At 62.5% G+C, this 15,731-nt stretch carries 12 protein-coding genes; 5 read left to right on the top strand and 7 right to left on the bottom strand.

The annotated features are described in order from the left end of the window. Window positions 1–157 precede the first annotated feature (157 nt). Genes prsR through FHS49_RS02110 form a run of 3 tightly spaced genes read right to left on the bottom strand, consistent with a single transcriptional unit; the run spans window position 158 to window position 4,400 of the window. On the bottom strand, window positions 158–1,522 hold the full coding sequence (gene prsR, locus FHS49_RS02120; protein ID WP_184014727.1) for a PEP-CTERM-box response regulator transcription factor: 1,365 nt from the start codon (window positions 1,520–1,522) through the stop codon (window positions 158–160). Beyond that, complete coding sequence (gene prsK / locus FHS49_RS02115; protein WP_184014725.1) at window positions 1,519–3,015, bottom strand: XrtA/PEP-CTERM system histidine kinase PrsK; 1,497 nt, start codon at window positions 3,013–3,015, stop codon at window positions 1,519–1,521. The genes prsR and prsK overlap by 4 nt, the downstream gene beginning before the upstream one ends. Continuing rightward, the gene (locus FHS49_RS02110) at window positions 3,012–4,400 is read right to left on the bottom strand and encodes a TIGR03013 family XrtA/PEP-CTERM system glycosyltransferase (protein WP_184014723.1); all 1,389 of its coding nucleotides are present in this window, start codon (window positions 4,398–4,400) and stop codon (window positions 3,012–3,014) included. The genes prsK and FHS49_RS02110 overlap by 4 nt, the downstream gene beginning before the upstream one ends. 239 nt (window positions 4,401–4,639) lie before the next feature. On the opposite strand from FHS49_RS02110, the gene FHS49_RS02105 reads away from it, so the two are divergent. Both FHS49_RS02105 and FHS49_RS02100 read left to right on the top strand, forming a co-directional pair. Further along, window positions 4,640–5,704, top strand: a complete 1,065-nt coding sequence (locus FHS49_RS02105) for a mannose-1-phosphate guanylyltransferase/mannose-6-phosphate isomerase (RefSeq protein WP_184014721.1) — start codon at window positions 4,640–4,642, stop codon at window positions 5,702–5,704. A gap of 28 nt (window positions 5,705–5,732) precedes the next feature. Continuing rightward, on the top strand, window positions 5,733–6,497 hold the full coding sequence (locus tag FHS49_RS02100; protein WP_184014719.1) for a histidine phosphatase family protein: 765 nt from the start codon (window positions 5,733–5,735) through the stop codon (window positions 6,495–6,497). Here FHS49_RS02100 and FHS49_RS02095 read toward each other — a convergent pair. Further along, a complete protein-coding gene (locus FHS49_RS02095) occupies window positions 6,494–7,879 on the bottom strand; it encodes a helix-turn-helix domain-containing protein (RefSeq protein WP_184014717.1) in 1,386 nt (461 codons plus the stop codon). The two genes, FHS49_RS02100 and FHS49_RS02095, sit on opposite strands and share 4 nt — an antisense overlap. A 167-nt stretch (window positions 7,880–8,046) precedes the next feature. Here FHS49_RS02095 and FHS49_RS02090 point away from each other — a divergent pair, with 167 nt between their 5' ends. After that, a complete protein-coding gene (locus FHS49_RS02090; RefSeq protein ID WP_184014714.1) occupies window positions 8,047–9,648 on the top strand; it encodes an isocitrate lyase in 1,602 nt (533 codons plus the stop codon). Window positions 9,649–9,759: 111 nt separating this feature from the next. On the opposite strand, the gene FHS49_RS02085 is transcribed toward FHS49_RS02090, so the two are convergent. Both FHS49_RS02085 and FHS49_RS02080 read right to left on the bottom strand, forming a co-directional pair. Next, on the bottom strand, window positions 9,760–10,071 hold the full coding sequence (locus FHS49_RS02085; protein WP_184014712.1) for a hypothetical protein: 312 nt from the start codon (window positions 10,069–10,071) through the stop codon (window positions 9,760–9,762). 104 nt (window positions 10,072–10,175) lie between these two features. Then, window positions 10,176–10,583 carry a hypothetical protein gene (locus tag FHS49_RS02080; protein WP_184014710.1) on the bottom strand — a complete coding sequence of 136 codons (408 nt, stop codon included), beginning with the start codon at window positions 10,581–10,583 and terminating at the stop codon, window positions 10,176–10,178. A 128-nt stretch (window positions 10,584–10,711) separates the two neighbouring features. Here FHS49_RS02080 and FHS49_RS02075 point away from each other — a divergent pair, with 128 nt between their 5' ends. Then, complete coding sequence (locus FHS49_RS02075; RefSeq protein WP_184014708.1) at window positions 10,712–12,214, top strand: flavin-containing monooxygenase; 1,503 nt, start codon at window positions 10,712–10,714, stop codon at window positions 12,212–12,214. Window positions 12,215–12,369: 155 nt separating this feature from the next. Beyond that, on the top strand, window positions 12,370–14,226 hold the full coding sequence (locus FHS49_RS02070) for a PhoX family protein (protein ID WP_184014706.1): 1,857 nt from the start codon (window positions 12,370–12,372) through the stop codon (window positions 14,224–14,226). A gap of 169 nt (window positions 14,227–14,395) precedes the next feature. Here FHS49_RS02070 and FHS49_RS02065 read toward each other — a convergent pair whose 3' ends face one another. Next, window positions 14,396–15,703, bottom strand: a complete 1,308-nt coding sequence (locus tag FHS49_RS02065; protein ID WP_184014704.1) for an amidohydrolase — start codon at window positions 15,701–15,703, stop codon at window positions 14,396–14,398. Window positions 15,704–15,731: the final 28 nt, after the last annotated feature.

Genomic DNA, 15,731 nt, shown 5'->3' with positions numbered 1-15,731 from the left:
TTGAAGGATTGAACCTGTTTTCTCCCTTCCAGTCCTTGCTGGAGGGGCCGGGGGTGGCTCTACTTCTTTGATCGTCATTGAAGAAAGCAAGAAGCTGCCACCCCCGGCCCCTCCACGAAGACGTGGAGGGGAGAAGAATCAGACATAAACCACGCCGTCAACCGTGCAGATCATATTGCTTCAGCAGATCGTAAAGCGTCGGGCGGCTGATACCGAGCAATTTGGCGGTGTTGGAAATATTGCCTTCGCTGCGCGCCAGCGCCCGACGGATCGCCTTGCGGTCAGCGCCTTCGCGCGCCGCCTTCAGATTGATCACATTGCCCTCATCCGGCGCGCTGGATGGCAGATCGAGATCGGCCGCGCCCACCATCTTGCCGTCCGCCATGATCACCGCGCGTTTCATGCGATTTTCCAGTTCGCGCACATTGCCCGGCCAGCCCCAGGCATCGATCGCGGTCAACGCATCGGGCGCGAGCCCCTTCACCGCAGGGTTCATCTCCCGGGCGAAGCGCAACAGGAAATGGCGCGCGAGCAATGTCGCATCACCGGGCCGCTCGGCGAGAGTCGGGATGGGCACCACGATCTCGGCCAGCCGGTAATACAGGTCTTCGCGAAAGGCGTTGGCGGCGATCATCGCCTCCAGATTCTGATGCGTGGCGCACACGATCCGGGTGTCCACCGCGATCGGCTTGCGCCCGCCGATGCGCTCGATCACGCGCTCCTGAAGGAAGCGCAACAGCTTGACCTGCAGGGGCAGCGGAATATCCCCCACTTCGTCCAGAAACAGCGTGCCGCCGTGCGCCTGTTCGATCTTGCCTTCCGTCGTCTTGATCGCGCCGGTGAACGCGCCCTTCTCATGCCCGAACAATTCGGCTTCGAGCAGATTTTCAGGAATGGCCGCGCAATTGATCGCGATGAACGCGCCCTTGCGCCGGCCGCTGGCATTGTGAACGCCGCGCGCCAGCAATTCCTTGCCTGTGCCGCTGGCACCCAGCAGCATGACCGAGACATCTGCATTGGCCACGCGCTCAATCGTGCGCGCCACCTTGAGCATTTCGGGTGCCGCCGTGATCATCCCGCCCAGCACGGTGTTCGAGCCGCCCGCCGCTTCGGCCAGCCGCCGATTTTCCGCTTCCAGCGCATGGAGATGAAAGGCGCGGCGCACGATCAGGCCCAGTTCGTCGATATCGACGGGCTTTTGATAGAAATCGTAAGCGCCGCCCGAGATCGCGCGCAGGGCGCTTTCCTGCGCGCCATGGCCTGAGGCCACGATAACCTTGGTATCGGGTTTCAGCGCGAGGATTTCGGAAAGCGTGGCGAAGCCCTCGCTCGTCCCGTCGGGATCGGGCGGCAGACCGAGATCGAGCGTGACCACCACCGGCTCTTCGGCGCGGAGCGCTGCGATAGCCGACGTGCGATCCCCCGCCACGATCACTTCATAATCATCATAGGCCCAGCGCAATTGCCGCTGCAGCCCTTCATCATCCTCGATGATCAGAAGTTTGGGCTTGGCCTCGCTCATTGCGGCTCCAACTGTTTTTCAGGATGCAGGGATAGGCCTGCGGCGGGCAGGATCACCGTGAACACGCTGCCCATGCCCTCGTCGCTATCCACCTCGACGCGGCCGCCCATCGCCATCACCAGCGAACGCGCCTCATAGGCACCTACGCCGAAACCGTCATTCTTGGTGGAGGCGAAGGGCTTGAACAATTTGGTGCGGATGAAATCACGCGACATGCCCACGCCCTTGTCGCGCACCTCGATCGCGATCTCGCTCCCCCGGTCGATCACTTTCAGCACCACGGGTTCATTGGCCGGGCTGGCGTCGATCGCATTCTGGACGAGATGGCCCAGCGCCTGATCCAGCCGCACCGGCTCCGCCATCAACACGGGATCGCCCGTGACCATGGAGACCACGGGATGCTGGCCCTTGCGCGACGCCGCCACGCTTTCCACCAGACGGGTGGCGGAGACCGAGCGAGGATCCTCATGCTTGCCCTTGTTATGCTGGGACAGGCGCGCGAGCAGATCATTCATCTTGCCGACCGAGCTTTGCAGCGTGGCCACCATGTCTGCGCGGAACTCCGGATTATCGGCATGGCGCTCCGCATTGCGCGCGACCAGGCTCAACTGGCTCACCAGATTCTTGATATCGTGCATGATGAAGGCGAAACGGCGATTGAACTCGTCGAACCGGCGGGCGTCGCTCAACGCCTCCTGCCCGTTGGCCTCCGCCAGATAGCTGGCCGCCTGCCGTCCGACGACGCGCAGCAGATCGAAATCCTCCCAGTCCAGCTTGCGATCGATCATCGGACGCGCGAGCAGCACCGCACCCTGCAGCCGGTCATAATGCACCAGCGGCACCAGCGCCCAGGCTTCCGCCGCGCCGGTCATCCATTCCGGCACCAGCGCGGCCTCGTCATCCCGCGCCGTGCCGGTATCGCGCAAGGGCGCAAGCTCGATGATCCGTCCCGACGCCTGAAGATGGCGGGCCAGCGCCTCTCCCCCAGCATGGGCCGGCGCATCCAGCGTCGGCCAGTTCCAGCGGGCATCCACCGAAAACCCGCCGCTCTCCAACGCGATCAACAGCAATCCGCCCGGCGATTCGGTGATGTCCGCAACCGCCTTTACGATCCGCACGTCGAGCGGCGCAGCATCGTCGCCCGGTCGCCCGATCGTGCCGGTGAAGCGCATCCACTCGTCACGATATTCATAGCGGTGTGCGAACAGATGCTTGGCCACCTGCACCTTGATCGCGGCGCGGTTGGCGCGGGAAAGCAGCATCACCAGCGCCGCCACCGTAGCGCCCGCGATGAAGCCGAACTGGATCAGCCATGCCGAAGGGCCGAGCAGATCGCCCAGCGCATTGTTGATCAGCGACACCAGCAGGATATAGCCGCCCAGCGCGAACAGCAGCAGCATCTGGAAGGCGAACGCCCGCGACAGCCGCATGTAGAGGATTGCGACCGCGGCGAAGAGGATCGCGGCCAGGGGAATGCTCCATGTCGCGATCATCGCACGCCATCCGGCCACAGGATCACGCGCAACGTCTGCAACAGGATCAGAAGATCGAGGAAGGGCGTGTAATTCTTGGCGTAATAGAGATCATATTCCAGCTTGTTACGGCTGTCGTCGAGATTGGCGCCATAAGGATAATTGATCTGCGCCCAGCCCGTGATGCCCGGTTTCACCATATGGCGCTCCGCATAATAAGGCAGCTTCTGCTCCAGATCCTCGACGAACTGGCGGCGTTCGGGACGCGGGCCGACGAAGCTCATCTCGCCCTTCAACACGCTCCATGTTTGCGGCAATTCATCAATGCGGGTCTTGCGGATGAAGCGGCCGACGCGCGTGATCCGCGGATCATTCTCCTGCGCGAACACCGCCCGGCCGCCGGCTTCCGCATCCTGCCGCATCGAACGCAGCTTCAGGATGTTGAAATCCTGTCCGAACAGCCCGACGCGCGACTGGCGGTAAAAGGCAGGGCCGCGCGTCTCCAGCTTCACGAGAATCGCCGCGATCACAATCAGCGGGCCGGTCAGGAGCAGCAGCAAGGCGCTGGCGGCGATATCGAACAGCCGTTTGGCCACGCTCGAAAGACGGCGTCCGGATGAGAAGCCATCGGAAAAGATCAGCCAGCTCGGATTGACGCTCGCCAGATCGATCCGGCCCGTCTCGCGTTCGAGAAAGGTCGAGATCTCGTTCACATGGACGCCCGTGGTCTTGATCCGCAGCAGATCGTTCAGCGGCAGGGCGTTACGCCGCTCCTCCAGCGCGAGCACGACTTCACTGGCGTTGAGCAGCACCACATGATCCGCCAGATTGTAGATCGCGTCGCGGTTGATCGCTTCGGGGATCAGTTGCGGGCCATCGTTCATGCCGACATAGCCGACCACGACGAAGCCGGCATTATGCACGCGCGCCAGCGCCTTCACGCGCTCCGCCCGCGGCCCCGCGCCCAGCACCACCAGCCGGCGTTTGAACGCCTGCCCGCCGAGCGTCTTGCCGAGCAGGATGCGCAGCGCGATCAGCATTCCCGCGGAAAGGCCCATGGCGTAAAGCAGATTCGATCGCCACAGGCTGAAAGACGGCACGATGAAAAATAGCGCAGAGAGCAGGATGATGCCGAGCGAGATCGACACCAGCAGCCGCGCGGCGGCGAAGCGCAGCGACTGGAGCGCATCGCTGCCGTAAACGCCGACCGCGATCATCGCCATTTCGAGCGCCACCGCATAGCTCAGCAACTGGGGGATCCGCTCAGTCGCCGGGCTGACCTCCATGCCGATCTGATGCGCGCGCAGCACCCAGCCCAGCTCGGCCGCAAGCAGCAGCAGCATGAAATCCATCATGCCGAGCAGCAGCACGGCATGGGGCACATAATGCTTGAACAGCCTGATCACCGGACCCTGCGCTCCGCGACTCTCATTGTAAGATTTACCGACACGGCCTGAGTGTCGCCCAAATTGACAAAAATTTCCTGAAGATGCCGGAAAAGAAAGAAACCAATCCATGCCGCCGGGCTTTGGGGTGAAGCCTCCGCGATATTTCCGTCATTCCCGCGAAGGCGGGCATGACGGAAAGCCGGTGGTAACGTAGAAGCGCTAACGCAGACGGATCATCTTCGGGAGAATCACTCAGCATGACAGGTCAGACGCGAATCATTCCAGTGATCCTGTCGGGTGGCTCCGGCACCCGGCTATGGCCGATGTCCCGCCCCGAAAGCCCCAAGCAGATGCTCGCGCTGACCGCCGAGGAGACGATGCTGCAGCTTACCGCGCTCCGCGTGCAGGATAAGGCGCGGTTTGCCGATCCGATCGTGGTGGCCAATGGCGCGCATACCGAGATGATCGAAACCCAGCTCGCCAAGGTGGGCGTGACCCCGCAGGCCCTTATCCTGGAGCCACTGGCGCGCAATACCGCACCGGCGATCGCGCTCGCCGCGCTGGCCGCGCCCGATCCGGCCAGTCCCTTGCTGGTGATGCCCAGCGATCATGTGATCGCCGACGAGGCCGCCTTCGAGAAGGCGATCGCCGCCGCGCTGCCGCTGGCGGCGGAAGGATGGATGGTCACGTTCGGGATCACGCCCGATGCGCCCGAAACCGGCTATGGCTATATCAAGATCGGCGAACCGATCGGGGCCGGCGTCCACAAGGTCGCGCGCTTCGTCGAAAAGCCTGATCGCGCCACGGCGGACGCGATGATCGCCTCGGGCGATCACGCCTGGAATGGCGGCATCTTCCTGTTTCGCGCTGACGCCTTTCTGGCGGCGCTGGCGATCCATGCCCCCGCCATGCTGGCCGCCGCGCAGGAGGCGATGGCCGCCGCGCGGCGTCAGGGCACGCAGATCCATCCCGACGCGGCGGCCTTTGCGCGCAGCCCCGATGATTCGATCGATTATGCGGTGATGGAAAAGGCCGAGCGCGTGGCCGTGGTGCCCGTCGCGATGGGCTGGTCCGATCTGGGAAGCTGGGATGCGCTCCATGCCATCAGCGTGTGCGATGCGGATGGCAATGTGTGCGACGATAATGTGATCGCGATCGACAGCAGCAATTGCCTGGTGCGCACCGATGGCCCCCGCGTGGCGCTGGTCGGTGTGGAGGATCTGATCGTGGTGGTCAGCGGCAATGACATATTGATTTTGCCGCGCGGCGATTCCCAAAAGGTCAAGCAGGTGACCGAGCATCTGAAAGCCCAAAAGGCGTGAGCAACCCGATCGGGCGCGCCGGCTGACCATGGCGGCCCGCTGGCCCTCGACGCTCTGGCTCGTGCGCCACGGCGAAAGCGCGGGCAATGTCGCGGCGCGATTGGCGGTGGAATCGGGGCTGGACCGGATACCGCTGGCAGGCCGTGACGTGGATATCCCGCTGTCTCCGCGGGGCGCGCAGCAGGCCGACGCGCTCGGTCGCTGGTTTGCGCAAGGCAAGGCGGGTGCCCTGCCCGCGATCATCCTCTCATCACCCTATCTGCGCGCGCATGATACGGCCAAGCGTCTGCGGGATGCGGGCGGCGGCGATACGGACGAGGTGATCATCCTCGATGAACGGCTGCGCGAAAAGGAGATGGGAATATTGGATGGGCTGACGCCGGAAGGCGTCGCCGCGATCAATCCCGAACAGGCGCAATTTCGCCACATCCTCGGCAAATTCTATCACCGCGCGCCCGGCGGCGAAAGCTGGTGCGATGTCATCCTGCGGCTGCGCGCGATGATGGACACGATCTCGCTCCATTATTCTGGTCAGCGGGTGATGATCGTGGCGCATCAGGTGATCGTATTGTGCCTGCGCTACATATTGGAGGAGCTGGACGAGGCGCAGATATTGGCGATCGACGCGGACGGCGATGTGGCGAATTGCTCGATCACCGAATATCGGTTCGACGCCCATGCGGGAAAGCGGGGATGCCTGAAGCTGGTGCGCTACAATGTCACCGAAGCGCTGGAAGAGTCGCGCGCGGACGTCACCACCGCGCCCGATCCGATCGTCGCCGCGCGGGGTTAATCCCCCGCAAAGCTGAACGGCGACACCCCCCGCTCGCGATCGTTGATCGTGAGCGCGCGACCGGCGGGCGGGGCCGATCTTTGCGGGCAATCCATGCGCGTGCAGGGGCGGCAGCCCAGGCCGATCGGGGTCGCCCGGCCAGCCTTTAGATCAATCCCCGATGCAGCCGCCAGACTGCCCGCAAGTGCCGCGTCCAGCCCGATCCCGATCGCGAACTCCGCGCCGACCCCGCCCACGCGCCGCCCCTGCGGCTGCACGGTGCGCGCCAGCGTGAACCAGCGGGTGCCATCTTCAAGCTCCGCCAATTGGCGGATCATATGTCCGGGCCGATCAAACGCATTGTGCAGCCGCCAGAGCGGGCAGCGCGCGGGCGCATCCACCAACGGCGTCGCGCTGGCCCCGGCATAGAGCTTGCTCGCCTGGCCCGCGCGATCGATCCGGATCATGAAGAAAGGCAGGCCACGCGCGCCGACGCGCTGGAGCGTGGTCAGCCGGTGCGCCACCTGCTCGAACCCCGCGCCGAAGCGCCGCTGCAACAGCTCCACATCATAGCCCGTCGCCTCGCAGGCACGCAGGAAACGCGCATAGGGCATCATCAGTGCGGCGGCGAAATAGCCCAGCAGATGGCGGCGATAGAGGCGCTCATGAACGCGCGCGCCGAAAGCAGCCCCCTTCACCAGCGCATCCACCTCCGCCCGCGCTTCGATCTGTGCGAGCTGGAACGCCGCTGCAAAGGTGCGCGACGCGGGATCCAGCGTTTCGGACACTTGCAACTGGCGCGCATGAAGATCCAGCCGGCGCAGCATATCAGGCATAACGTCCACGGGTAGGATGCGGATCGCGATCTGATGCTTGGCACGCAAGCGCTCGGCAATCGCGCCATAAAGATCGGCCGCGCCCAGCCGCAGTTCATCGGCCAGCGCCTCAGCCTGCGCATCGAGATCGGGAAAATGATTGCGCCAGCGCGCGATTTCGCGACGCACGTCCGAAATGCCGTCATCCGCCTGCGCCGGCCCGGTTCCGGAGCGCAACGCATCAAAGGCGCGCGCAAAGGCTTCAACGCCGCCCGGGGCCGCTGCGAGCCACTCCTCCACCTCGCGCCGATCGACATCCAGATCGGCGAATAAAGGATCGGCAAGACGGCGACGCACCGCATCGGCACCGCCACCGGGCTCCGCCGCAGAGAGACTCCGCGGATCGAAATCGAATTGCTCCGCCAGCCGCAGCATTAGCGTTGCGGTCAGCGGGCGCTGGTTGCGCTCAACCAGATTGAGATAGCTGGGCGAGATATCGAGCATCTCGGCCATCGCTGCCTGGGTCACCCCCGCGCCGCGCCGCAGCCGTTTGACCGCATGTCCTGCAAAGAGCTTGCCTTCAGCCATGCCATAGATTGTCAATTATATTACAATATTACAATTAAATTCGCCGGATGCGGCACATGACGACACGAAACTTTACAAAATTGAGTCGCGATAGGGCCAGAGACGCGGCATCTGACACTCAACAGACGGTTCACTCCGTTCCCAATATTACACGAAGGGCGAGCGCCATGTCATATCAGGATCACATTGCGAGGACGGATCAGCTTATCCGATCGAAATCCGGAACATGGGACGGGATCAGCGCGGAATCCGTCGCACGGATGCGGCTTCAGAACCGCTTCCAGACCGGCCTCGATATCGCGCGCTATACCGCCACGATCATGCGCAACGACATGGCGGCCTATGATGCCGATCCCGCGAATTACACGCAATCGCTTGGGTGCTGGCACGGCTTCATCGGCCAGCAGAAGATGATCTCCATCAAAAAGCATTTCGGCACCACCAAGGGCAAATATCTTTATCTCTCCGGCTGGATGGTCGCTGCATTGCGCTCCGAATTCGGTCCACTGCCGGATCAGTCGATGCACGAAAAGACCAGCGTGCCCGCGCTGATCGAGGAACTTTACACTTTCCTGCGCCAGGCCGATGCCCGCGAACTCGGTGGCCTGTTTCGCGAGGTCGACGCCGCGCGCGCCGCCGGGGACGCCGCACGGGAATCCGAAACGCTCAGCAAGATCGAGAATTTCCAGACCCATGTCGTGCCGATCATCGCCGATATCGATGCAGGCTTCGGCAATGCGGAGGCCACCTATCTGCTGGCCCGCAAGATGATCGAGGCGGGGGCCTGCGCGCTCCAGATCGAAAATCAGGTGTCTGACGAAAAGCAGTGCGGCCATCAGGATGGCAAGGTGACCGTGCCGCATGAGGATTTTCTCGCGAAGGTCCGTGCCTGCCGCTATGCCTTTCTCGAACTCGGGATCGAGGATGGCATCATCGTCACGCGCACCGATTCTCTGGGCGCGGGCCTCACCAAGCAGATCGCCGTCAGCAAGACGCCCGGCGATATCGGGGATCAGTATAACAGCTTCCTCGATTGCGAAGAGATCGATCCTGCTACAGCGCGCAATGGCGATGTCATCCTGAACCGCGACGGCAAATTGCTGCGTCCCAAGCGGCTGCCATCCAACCTGTTCGAATTCCGCAAGGGAACGGGTGAGGATCGCTGCGTGCTCGATTGCATCAATGCGCTGCAGAATGGCGCAGACCTGCTGTGGATCGAGACCGAGAAGCCGCATATCGAGCAGATCGCTGGGATGGTCGATCGCATCCGCGAAGTCGTGCCCAATGCCAAGCTGGTGTATAACAATTCGCCGTCGTTTAACTGGACGCTGAATTTCCGGCAGCAGGTGTATGATGCCTGGGCGGCGGAAGGCCGGGACGTCTCGGCCTTCGATCGCGCCGGCCTGATGAGCGCCAGCTATGATGAAACCGATCTGGCGACCGAGGCCGATGAACGCATCCGCACTTTCCAGCGCGATTCCGCCAAGCGCGCCGGGATTTTCCATCACCTGATCACGCTGCCCACCTATCATACGGCCGCGCTCAGCACGGATAATCTGGCCAAGGATTATTTCGGCGATCAGGGAATGCTCGGCTATGTCGCCGGGGTGCAGCGCAAGGAGATCCGCCAGGGCATCGCCTGTGTGAAGCATCAGAACATGTCCGGATCGGACATTGGCGACGATCACAAGGATTATTTCGCCGGTGAAGCCGCGCTGAAAGCGGGCGGCAAGGATAATACGATGAACCAGTTCAGCGAAGCGGCATAAGCCGCACGCTGTTACCCGAGGACCGCACTATCGGCCTTGAAAGTTTCCTGGGGAGGAAAAAACGCGCCCGTCGGTGAACACTCACCGGCGGGCGCAATTTTATCGGGTCATTCAGCGCTTTGCGCCCGAATCCCAGATATACCAGCAAAGGGCGATGAACGGGATGCACAGCATCAGCATCAAAGCGATTTGCTTGCCGACCCCGAGACGGAATGCCGCGGCATTCTCTTGCCTGAAGCGATCCATCTTCAGCTTGAGTGCGGGATCGCCAGACATCAGCCCGATTTCGAGGATCGGCCCCTTATCAAGGAATTGCTGGATCTCTTCGCACTCCTGACCATCCACATCGGGATAAAAGTGAAGCAGGGATTCGGCACGGATTCGTTGCGGGCTTCTGGTTTCGGTCAAGGTTTCAACGGTCATGGAAATGACTTTCTTGCAAGGCGCACGCAAAGCGGCGCGCGCAAGAGCGCGCGTCGGTGCGAGCGGCCGGAGTGAGCATGGGTAAAACCGCCGGAGCGGCCGGATCAGGCGTCGCGCGGTGGCGCGCGAGCGCGATAAGCTTGCGGGGCGTTGCCGCTGCCGTGTTCGGCCGCAGAGACAGTGCGCCAGGCACGACCGGGCGCTGAGGGCGGCGCAAAGCCGGGCACCGGCGCTGAAAGGAAAGGCGCATTGCCACCGTCTCCGGCGCGCTGGTCCTTAAAGGAAGCGCGTTCCTGCGTGACATGGGCTGCCGGTGCAAAGCGCGCCTGGAGAATCGCGCGATGTTCGCGCACGAAGCGGAGGGCGAAAATGCCGGAAGGCGTCTGCCGGATCTCCGCCTGGGATGCGACAGCCGGCACCGCGCCTTGCGCGGCGAGCAGCAAACAAGCCAGCCAGACCCAGGCTCGCGAAAGCAGGCCATTGCGGCTGGACAGGCGGGACGGAGCGTTCATGATCCGCCGGACTAACGAAAATCCCCGCAAAAGGCCAATTGGCGACAAAGTGACCTGGCCGCTACCCGCTTCCTGACATCTGTGTTAGCAACGGACCCGAGCGACTGACGACCGCATGAGAGGGCAATATGACGGTAGAGCATTTCGACGTGCTGATCGTGGGCGCGGGGATTTCCGGCATCGGCGCGGCCCATCATCTTCAGGCCAATTGCCCGGACAAAAGCTATGCGATCCTCGAAGCGCGGACCAGCATGGGTGGGACATGGGATCTGTTTCGCTATCCCGGCGTGCGCTCCGATTCCGACATGTATACGCTGGGCTATGCTTTCCGCCCGTGGACAGGGGCGAAGGCGATCGCGGATGGCCCGTCCATCCTGCAATATGTGAAAGACACGGCGCGGGATGAGGGGATCGAGCGCCATATCCGCTTCGATCATGCGGTCGTGCGGGCCAATTGGTCTTCGGCGGATGCCCGATGGACGGTGGAAGCCACGCGTGACGGCGCGCCGGTCATGCTCACCTGCCATTTCCTCTTCATGTGTTCGGGCTATTATAATTATGCCGCAGGCTACACGCCCGAATTTTCCGGGAGCACGGATTTCCAGGGGCGGATCATCCATCCGCAGCATTGGCCGGACGATCTGGATTATGCCGGCAAGCGCGTGGTGGTGATCGGCAGCGGCGCGACCGCGGTAACGCTGGTGCCCGAAATGGCGAAGCGTGCGGCGCACGTCACGATGCTGCAGCGCTCCCCCACCTATATCGTATCGCGACCGTCCGAAGACCGGATCGCCAATGGCTTGCGATCCCTGCTGCCATCCAAGCTCGCTTATGGGATCACCCGCTGGAAGAATGTGCTGATGGGGATGTTCTTCTACAATCTGGCGCGCAAGAAGCCCGCCAAGGTGAAGGCGAAGATGATCGATCTGGCGCGTCAGGCTTTGCCCGCGGGCTATGACGTGGGCACGCATTTCACGCCCAGCTACAATCCCTGGGATCAGCGCGTGTGCCTGGTGCCCGACAGCGATCTGTTCATTGCGCTTGGGCAGGGCAAAACGGAGATCGTGACCGACACGATCGCGCATTTCACGGAGACCGGTATCGCGCTCGGCTCCGGCACGTCTCTGGAAGCCGATATCATCGTGACCGCCACCGGGCTCGATCTGCTAATGCTGGGCGGCGCAGAAGTGAGCGTGGACGGCGCGCGCGTCGATTATGCGCAGGCGATGAGCTACAAGGCGATGATGTTTTCCGGCGTGCCCAATCTCGCCACGTCATTCGGCTACACCAATGCCTCCTGGACGCTGAAGGCCGATCTCACCTGCGAATATGTCTGCCGTCTGCTCAAACACATGGACAGGATGGGGATGCGTCAGTGCACGCCGATACTCAATGATCCCAAAGTGACCGACGAGGATTTCCTCAATTTCACCTCCGGCTATGTCCAGCGTGCCAAAGGCAAATTGCCGCGTCAGGGATCGAAGCTGCCGTGGAAGGTGCATCAGAATTACGCCCGCGATCTGGTGATGCTGAAATATGGCAAGGTGGATGACGGGACCATGATCTTCTCCAATCCGGCACCGATCGCGCGTCCGGCCGAGCGGGAACCGGTGACCGCCACCGTCGGATAAAGGCTTCAACAAAAGTGACATAAGACTTTCACGGGAACGCCTTGGGCGTTTCGCCGGATCGACGCGGTGCGCGGCTAGGACGGCCACGCGCACCGGGGGGTGAATCAGATCGCGCCCCGATCCTGCTCGAAACGATAAGAAAGAAGGGCCTCCCCATGTCATATCTGACAGACCAAGCCCGTGCGGCCAGCCGCGCGGCAGAACCCGAAATCGACCTTGGCGCACACTCGCTGGAAGCCATCGTCGCCGCCAATCCGGCGCGTCGCACGATCCTCAAGGGCTTCGGGCTGGTCTCCGCGCTCGGCCTCACCGGCTTCATGGCCGGCTGCGACGATGAGGACAAACCCGTCACGCCGACCCCGACGCCAACCCCCACGCCAACCCCGACCAGCTATGCCGTGAGCTTTACGCCCGTGCCTGCCAATATGGACGACAAGGTCACGGTGCCGACCGGCTATGTCGCAGAAACACTGTTCTCTGCTGGCGATGCCGTTGTTGCCGGTGCCACCGCCTGGACGCAGGGCAGCTACCTCACGTCGGCGCAGACCGAGCAGGTGGCCGGCGGCAACCATGACGGGATGCACTATTACGCCATTCCCAATGCCGATGCGAATGTGCGCGGTCTGCTGGTGATGAACCACGAACTCCCGGATTATAACATCCTGTTCGCCAGCAAGACCTATAACGCCGCCACAGCGAGCGCCGAAGACAAGAAGATCGCGCTCTCCGCGGTCGGCGTTTCCGTGATCGAGGTGAGCAAGGGCACCAATGGCCAGTGGGCGGTGAACCGCACCTCCACTTATAACAAGCGCTACACCGGCAACACCACATACCGCATGGGCGGCCCTGCTTCCGGCATCACCGGATCGACCGCCATCGGCACGTTGAACAATTGCGCGAGCGGCCACACCCCATGGGGCACCTATCTTACGTGTGAGGAATCGACTGATAATTATCTCGATCCCACACGGCCGGACAATCACTATGGCTGGGTGGTCGAAATCGATCCGCTGAACGAGCTGGCCGAACCGACCAAGCGGACCGCCATGGGGCGCTTCGATCATGAGAATACCGCCTATCTGACGGATACCAACAATCGCGTCGCTTTCTATATGGGTGATGACGGCACGCCGGGCTGCATCTACAAATTCATTCCCAGCCGCGCCTTTTCGCCCAGCAACCGCGCCGCAAACACTGATCTGCTCGATCAGGGTACGCTCTATGTCGCACGTTTCAACGCCAATGGTTCAGGCGACTGGATCGAACTGACGCAAGGCAAGAATGGCCTGGTGACCGGAGCCATCGATCCAGGCAACGTGTCGCAGGGTCCGGTTACCCCGGTGACTGTCGATTTCAACACGCAGGCCGATGTCCTGATCAATACCAAGGCTGCGGCACGTGTGGCGGGCGGCACGGTCATGGATCGTCCTGAATGGATCACGGTTGCACCCGACAAAACCATCCTGTGCACGCTTACAAACAATTCAGGGCGTGCTGTGGTCGATGCCGTCAACCCGCGGATCCAAAATCGTCATGGCCACATCGTCAAATGGAAAGAGACTGGCGATTCTCCGTTGGCCACCGGCTTCGCTTGGGAGATCCTGTTTCTGGCGGGCGACCCCTCGCTCGTAACCCCCGCCAACAACCTGACCGGCAACATCAACGGCGATACCATGTCCAGCCCCGATGGCATTCGCGTTGATCCGCAAGGGCGTCTCTGGGTGCAGACCGATCATTCGGTGCCAGGGACATCGGGTGTCACCGGCAAGACGATCGAGCAGGTTTTCGGCCAGAATGCGATGTTCTACGTCGATCAGGCGACCAAGCGCGTTCAGCGGTTCCTTGTTGGGCCCAATGGCCAGGAAATCACCGGTCTCGCCTATACGCCCGATCTCACGACCTTCTTCATCAACGTCCAGCATCCGACCGGCCAATGGCCGGAAGCGGGCAAGGAACCGCGTTCGTCCACTGTGGTGGTGCGGCGGACCGATGGAAAGCCCGTGGGGGCGTAATTCCGAAGCCTAGCTAAGCCTCGACGTCACCCTGAACTCGTTTCAGGGTCCATTTCAAAGTCCCGACCAGTCTGCGGCTGCGAAATGGATGCTGAAACAAGTTCAGCATGACGGCGAGGCGCGCCAGCCGGCAAAGGAATAGCCGAGATCGAACGCTGACCGTCTGGCATCACCCTGTCTTCAATATATCCAGCGCGGCCGCGGTCATCGCTTCGGTTGCGGTGGAGATCACCGCTTCGGCATCGGGCGCCCAGAAGGGTGAATGAAGCGAGGGCAGTTTCTGCGTGTCGCCTCCCGCTTTGTCCCAAGCCGCTTTCGGCACGCCGCCCACCCAGAAGATCGAACTCTGGATGCTTTTGTCGGCCAGATGATAGCGGCTGAAATCCTCGCCCGCCATAGAAGCCGGCGGAGTCACCACACGGTCCTTGCCGAAGCGCGCGGTGAACAGCGCATCGAGCCGGCCGGACAGCGGCTCGGTGTTGAAGGTGGCGGGGGTGAATTCATCCTTCACGCTGACCACCGGCATCTTGTCTTCCGGCATCCCCGCGGCGATCGCCTCGCCCTTGGCCACGCGCGCGATCCCGTCCAACATATGTTTGCGCGTGGTCTCGGAATAGCTGCGCACGGTGATCAGCAGCCTGGCCTCATCGGGGATGATGTTGTGTTTCGCGCCCGCCTGGAAACTGCCCACGGTAATCACCGCCGCATCCTGCGGATCGAGCTCGCGCGAGATCAGCGTCTGCAATGCGCCCACGATGCGGGCGGCGAGCACGATCGGATCCTTGGTCGCTTCGGGATAAGCGCCATGGCCGCCCAATCCCTTCACCGTGAGATCCACCGAATCCACATTGGCCAGCGCAAAGCCGGGCTTCACACCGATAACGCCCGCGGGCAACGCCGCTGAATCGTGAAAGCCGAGCACATATTGTGGCTTGGGAAAGCGCTTGAACAGCCCGTCGTTCAGCATTGCGCCCGCGCCCTGCCCCAGTTCCTCAGCCGGTTGCCCGATCAGGATCAGCGTGCCTGACCATTGGCTTTTGAGAGCAGCCAGCCGCCGCGCGGTGCCGATCAGCGACGTCATATGCGTATCATGGCCACAACCGTGCATGATGGGCGTGGCCTGCCCCTCGCTCGTCTTGCCCACGGCCTTGCTGGCAAAGGGCAGCCCCGTCTGCTCGGGGATCGGCAGCCCGTCCATGTCCGCACGCAGCATCAGCACCGGGCCGGGGCCATTTTCCATCAGCGCGACCACGCCGGTTTTGCCCACCTTTTCGGTCACCTTGAAGCCCAGCTTCCGGAATTCTGCGGCGAGAATCCCGGCACTGCGCACCTCTTCGAAGCTCAGTTCGGGATGGGTGTGAAAGTCCCGGTAGAGCGTCATCAGCGACGCCATGTCCTTCGCCACGCCGTCCTTCACCGGCTCCGCAGCGGCAGGCGCGGCGAAAAGAAGGGGCAGGGCAAGAAGGATAGAGCGCATCAGAATCTCCCGCTTTGGCTTGAAAGGA

Origin of the sequence: Sphingobium boeckii (assembly GCF_014199215.1) — a bacterium.
Taxonomy (GTDB): Bacteria; Pseudomonadota; Alphaproteobacteria; order Sphingomonadales; family Sphingomonadaceae; genus Sphingobium_A; species Sphingobium_A boeckii.
The sequence above is the reverse complement of the archived record's forward strand: the minus strand, read 5'-3'. Positions and strand labels throughout refer to the sequence as shown.

Bases quoted from the DNA above. Each gene is read 5' to 3' on its own strand.
- prsR (WP_184014727.1), bottom strand. From the start codon at position 1,522: ATGAGCGAGGCCAAGCCCAAACTTCTGATCATCGAGGATGATGAAGGG.
- prsK (WP_184014725.1), bottom strand. From the start codon at position 3,015: ATGATCGCGACATGGAGCATTCCCCTGGCCGCGATCCTCTTCGCCGCG.
- FHS49_RS02105 (WP_184014721.1), top strand. From the start codon at position 4,640: ATGACAGGTCAGACGCGAATCATTCCAGTGATCCTGTCGGGTGGCTCC.
- FHS49_RS02100 (WP_184014719.1), top strand. From the start codon at position 5,733: ATGGCGGCCCGCTGGCCCTCGACGCTCTGGCTCGTGCGCCACGGCGAA.
- FHS49_RS02095 (WP_184014717.1), bottom strand. From the start codon at position 7,879: ATGGCTGAAGGCAAGCTCTTTGCAGGACATGCGGTCAAACGGCTGCGG.
- FHS49_RS02090 (WP_184014714.1), top strand. From the start codon at position 8,047: ATGTCATATCAGGATCACATTGCGAGGACGGATCAGCTTATCCGATCG.
- FHS49_RS02085 (WP_184014712.1), bottom strand. From the start codon at position 10,071: ATGACCGTTGAAACCTTGACCGAAACCAGAAGCCCGCAACGAATCCGT.
- FHS49_RS02080 (WP_184014710.1), bottom strand. From the start codon at position 10,583: ATGAACGCTCCGTCCCGCCTGTCCAGCCGCAATGGCCTGCTTTCGCGA.
- FHS49_RS02075 (WP_184014708.1), top strand. From the start codon at position 10,712: ATGACGGTAGAGCATTTCGACGTGCTGATCGTGGGCGCGGGGATTTCC.
- FHS49_RS02070 (WP_184014706.1), top strand. From the start codon at position 12,370: ATGTCATATCTGACAGACCAAGCCCGTGCGGCCAGCCGCGCGGCAGAA.
- FHS49_RS02065 (WP_184014704.1), bottom strand. From the start codon at position 15,703: ATGCGCTCTATCCTTCTTGCCCTGCCCCTTCTTTTCGCCGCGCCTGCC.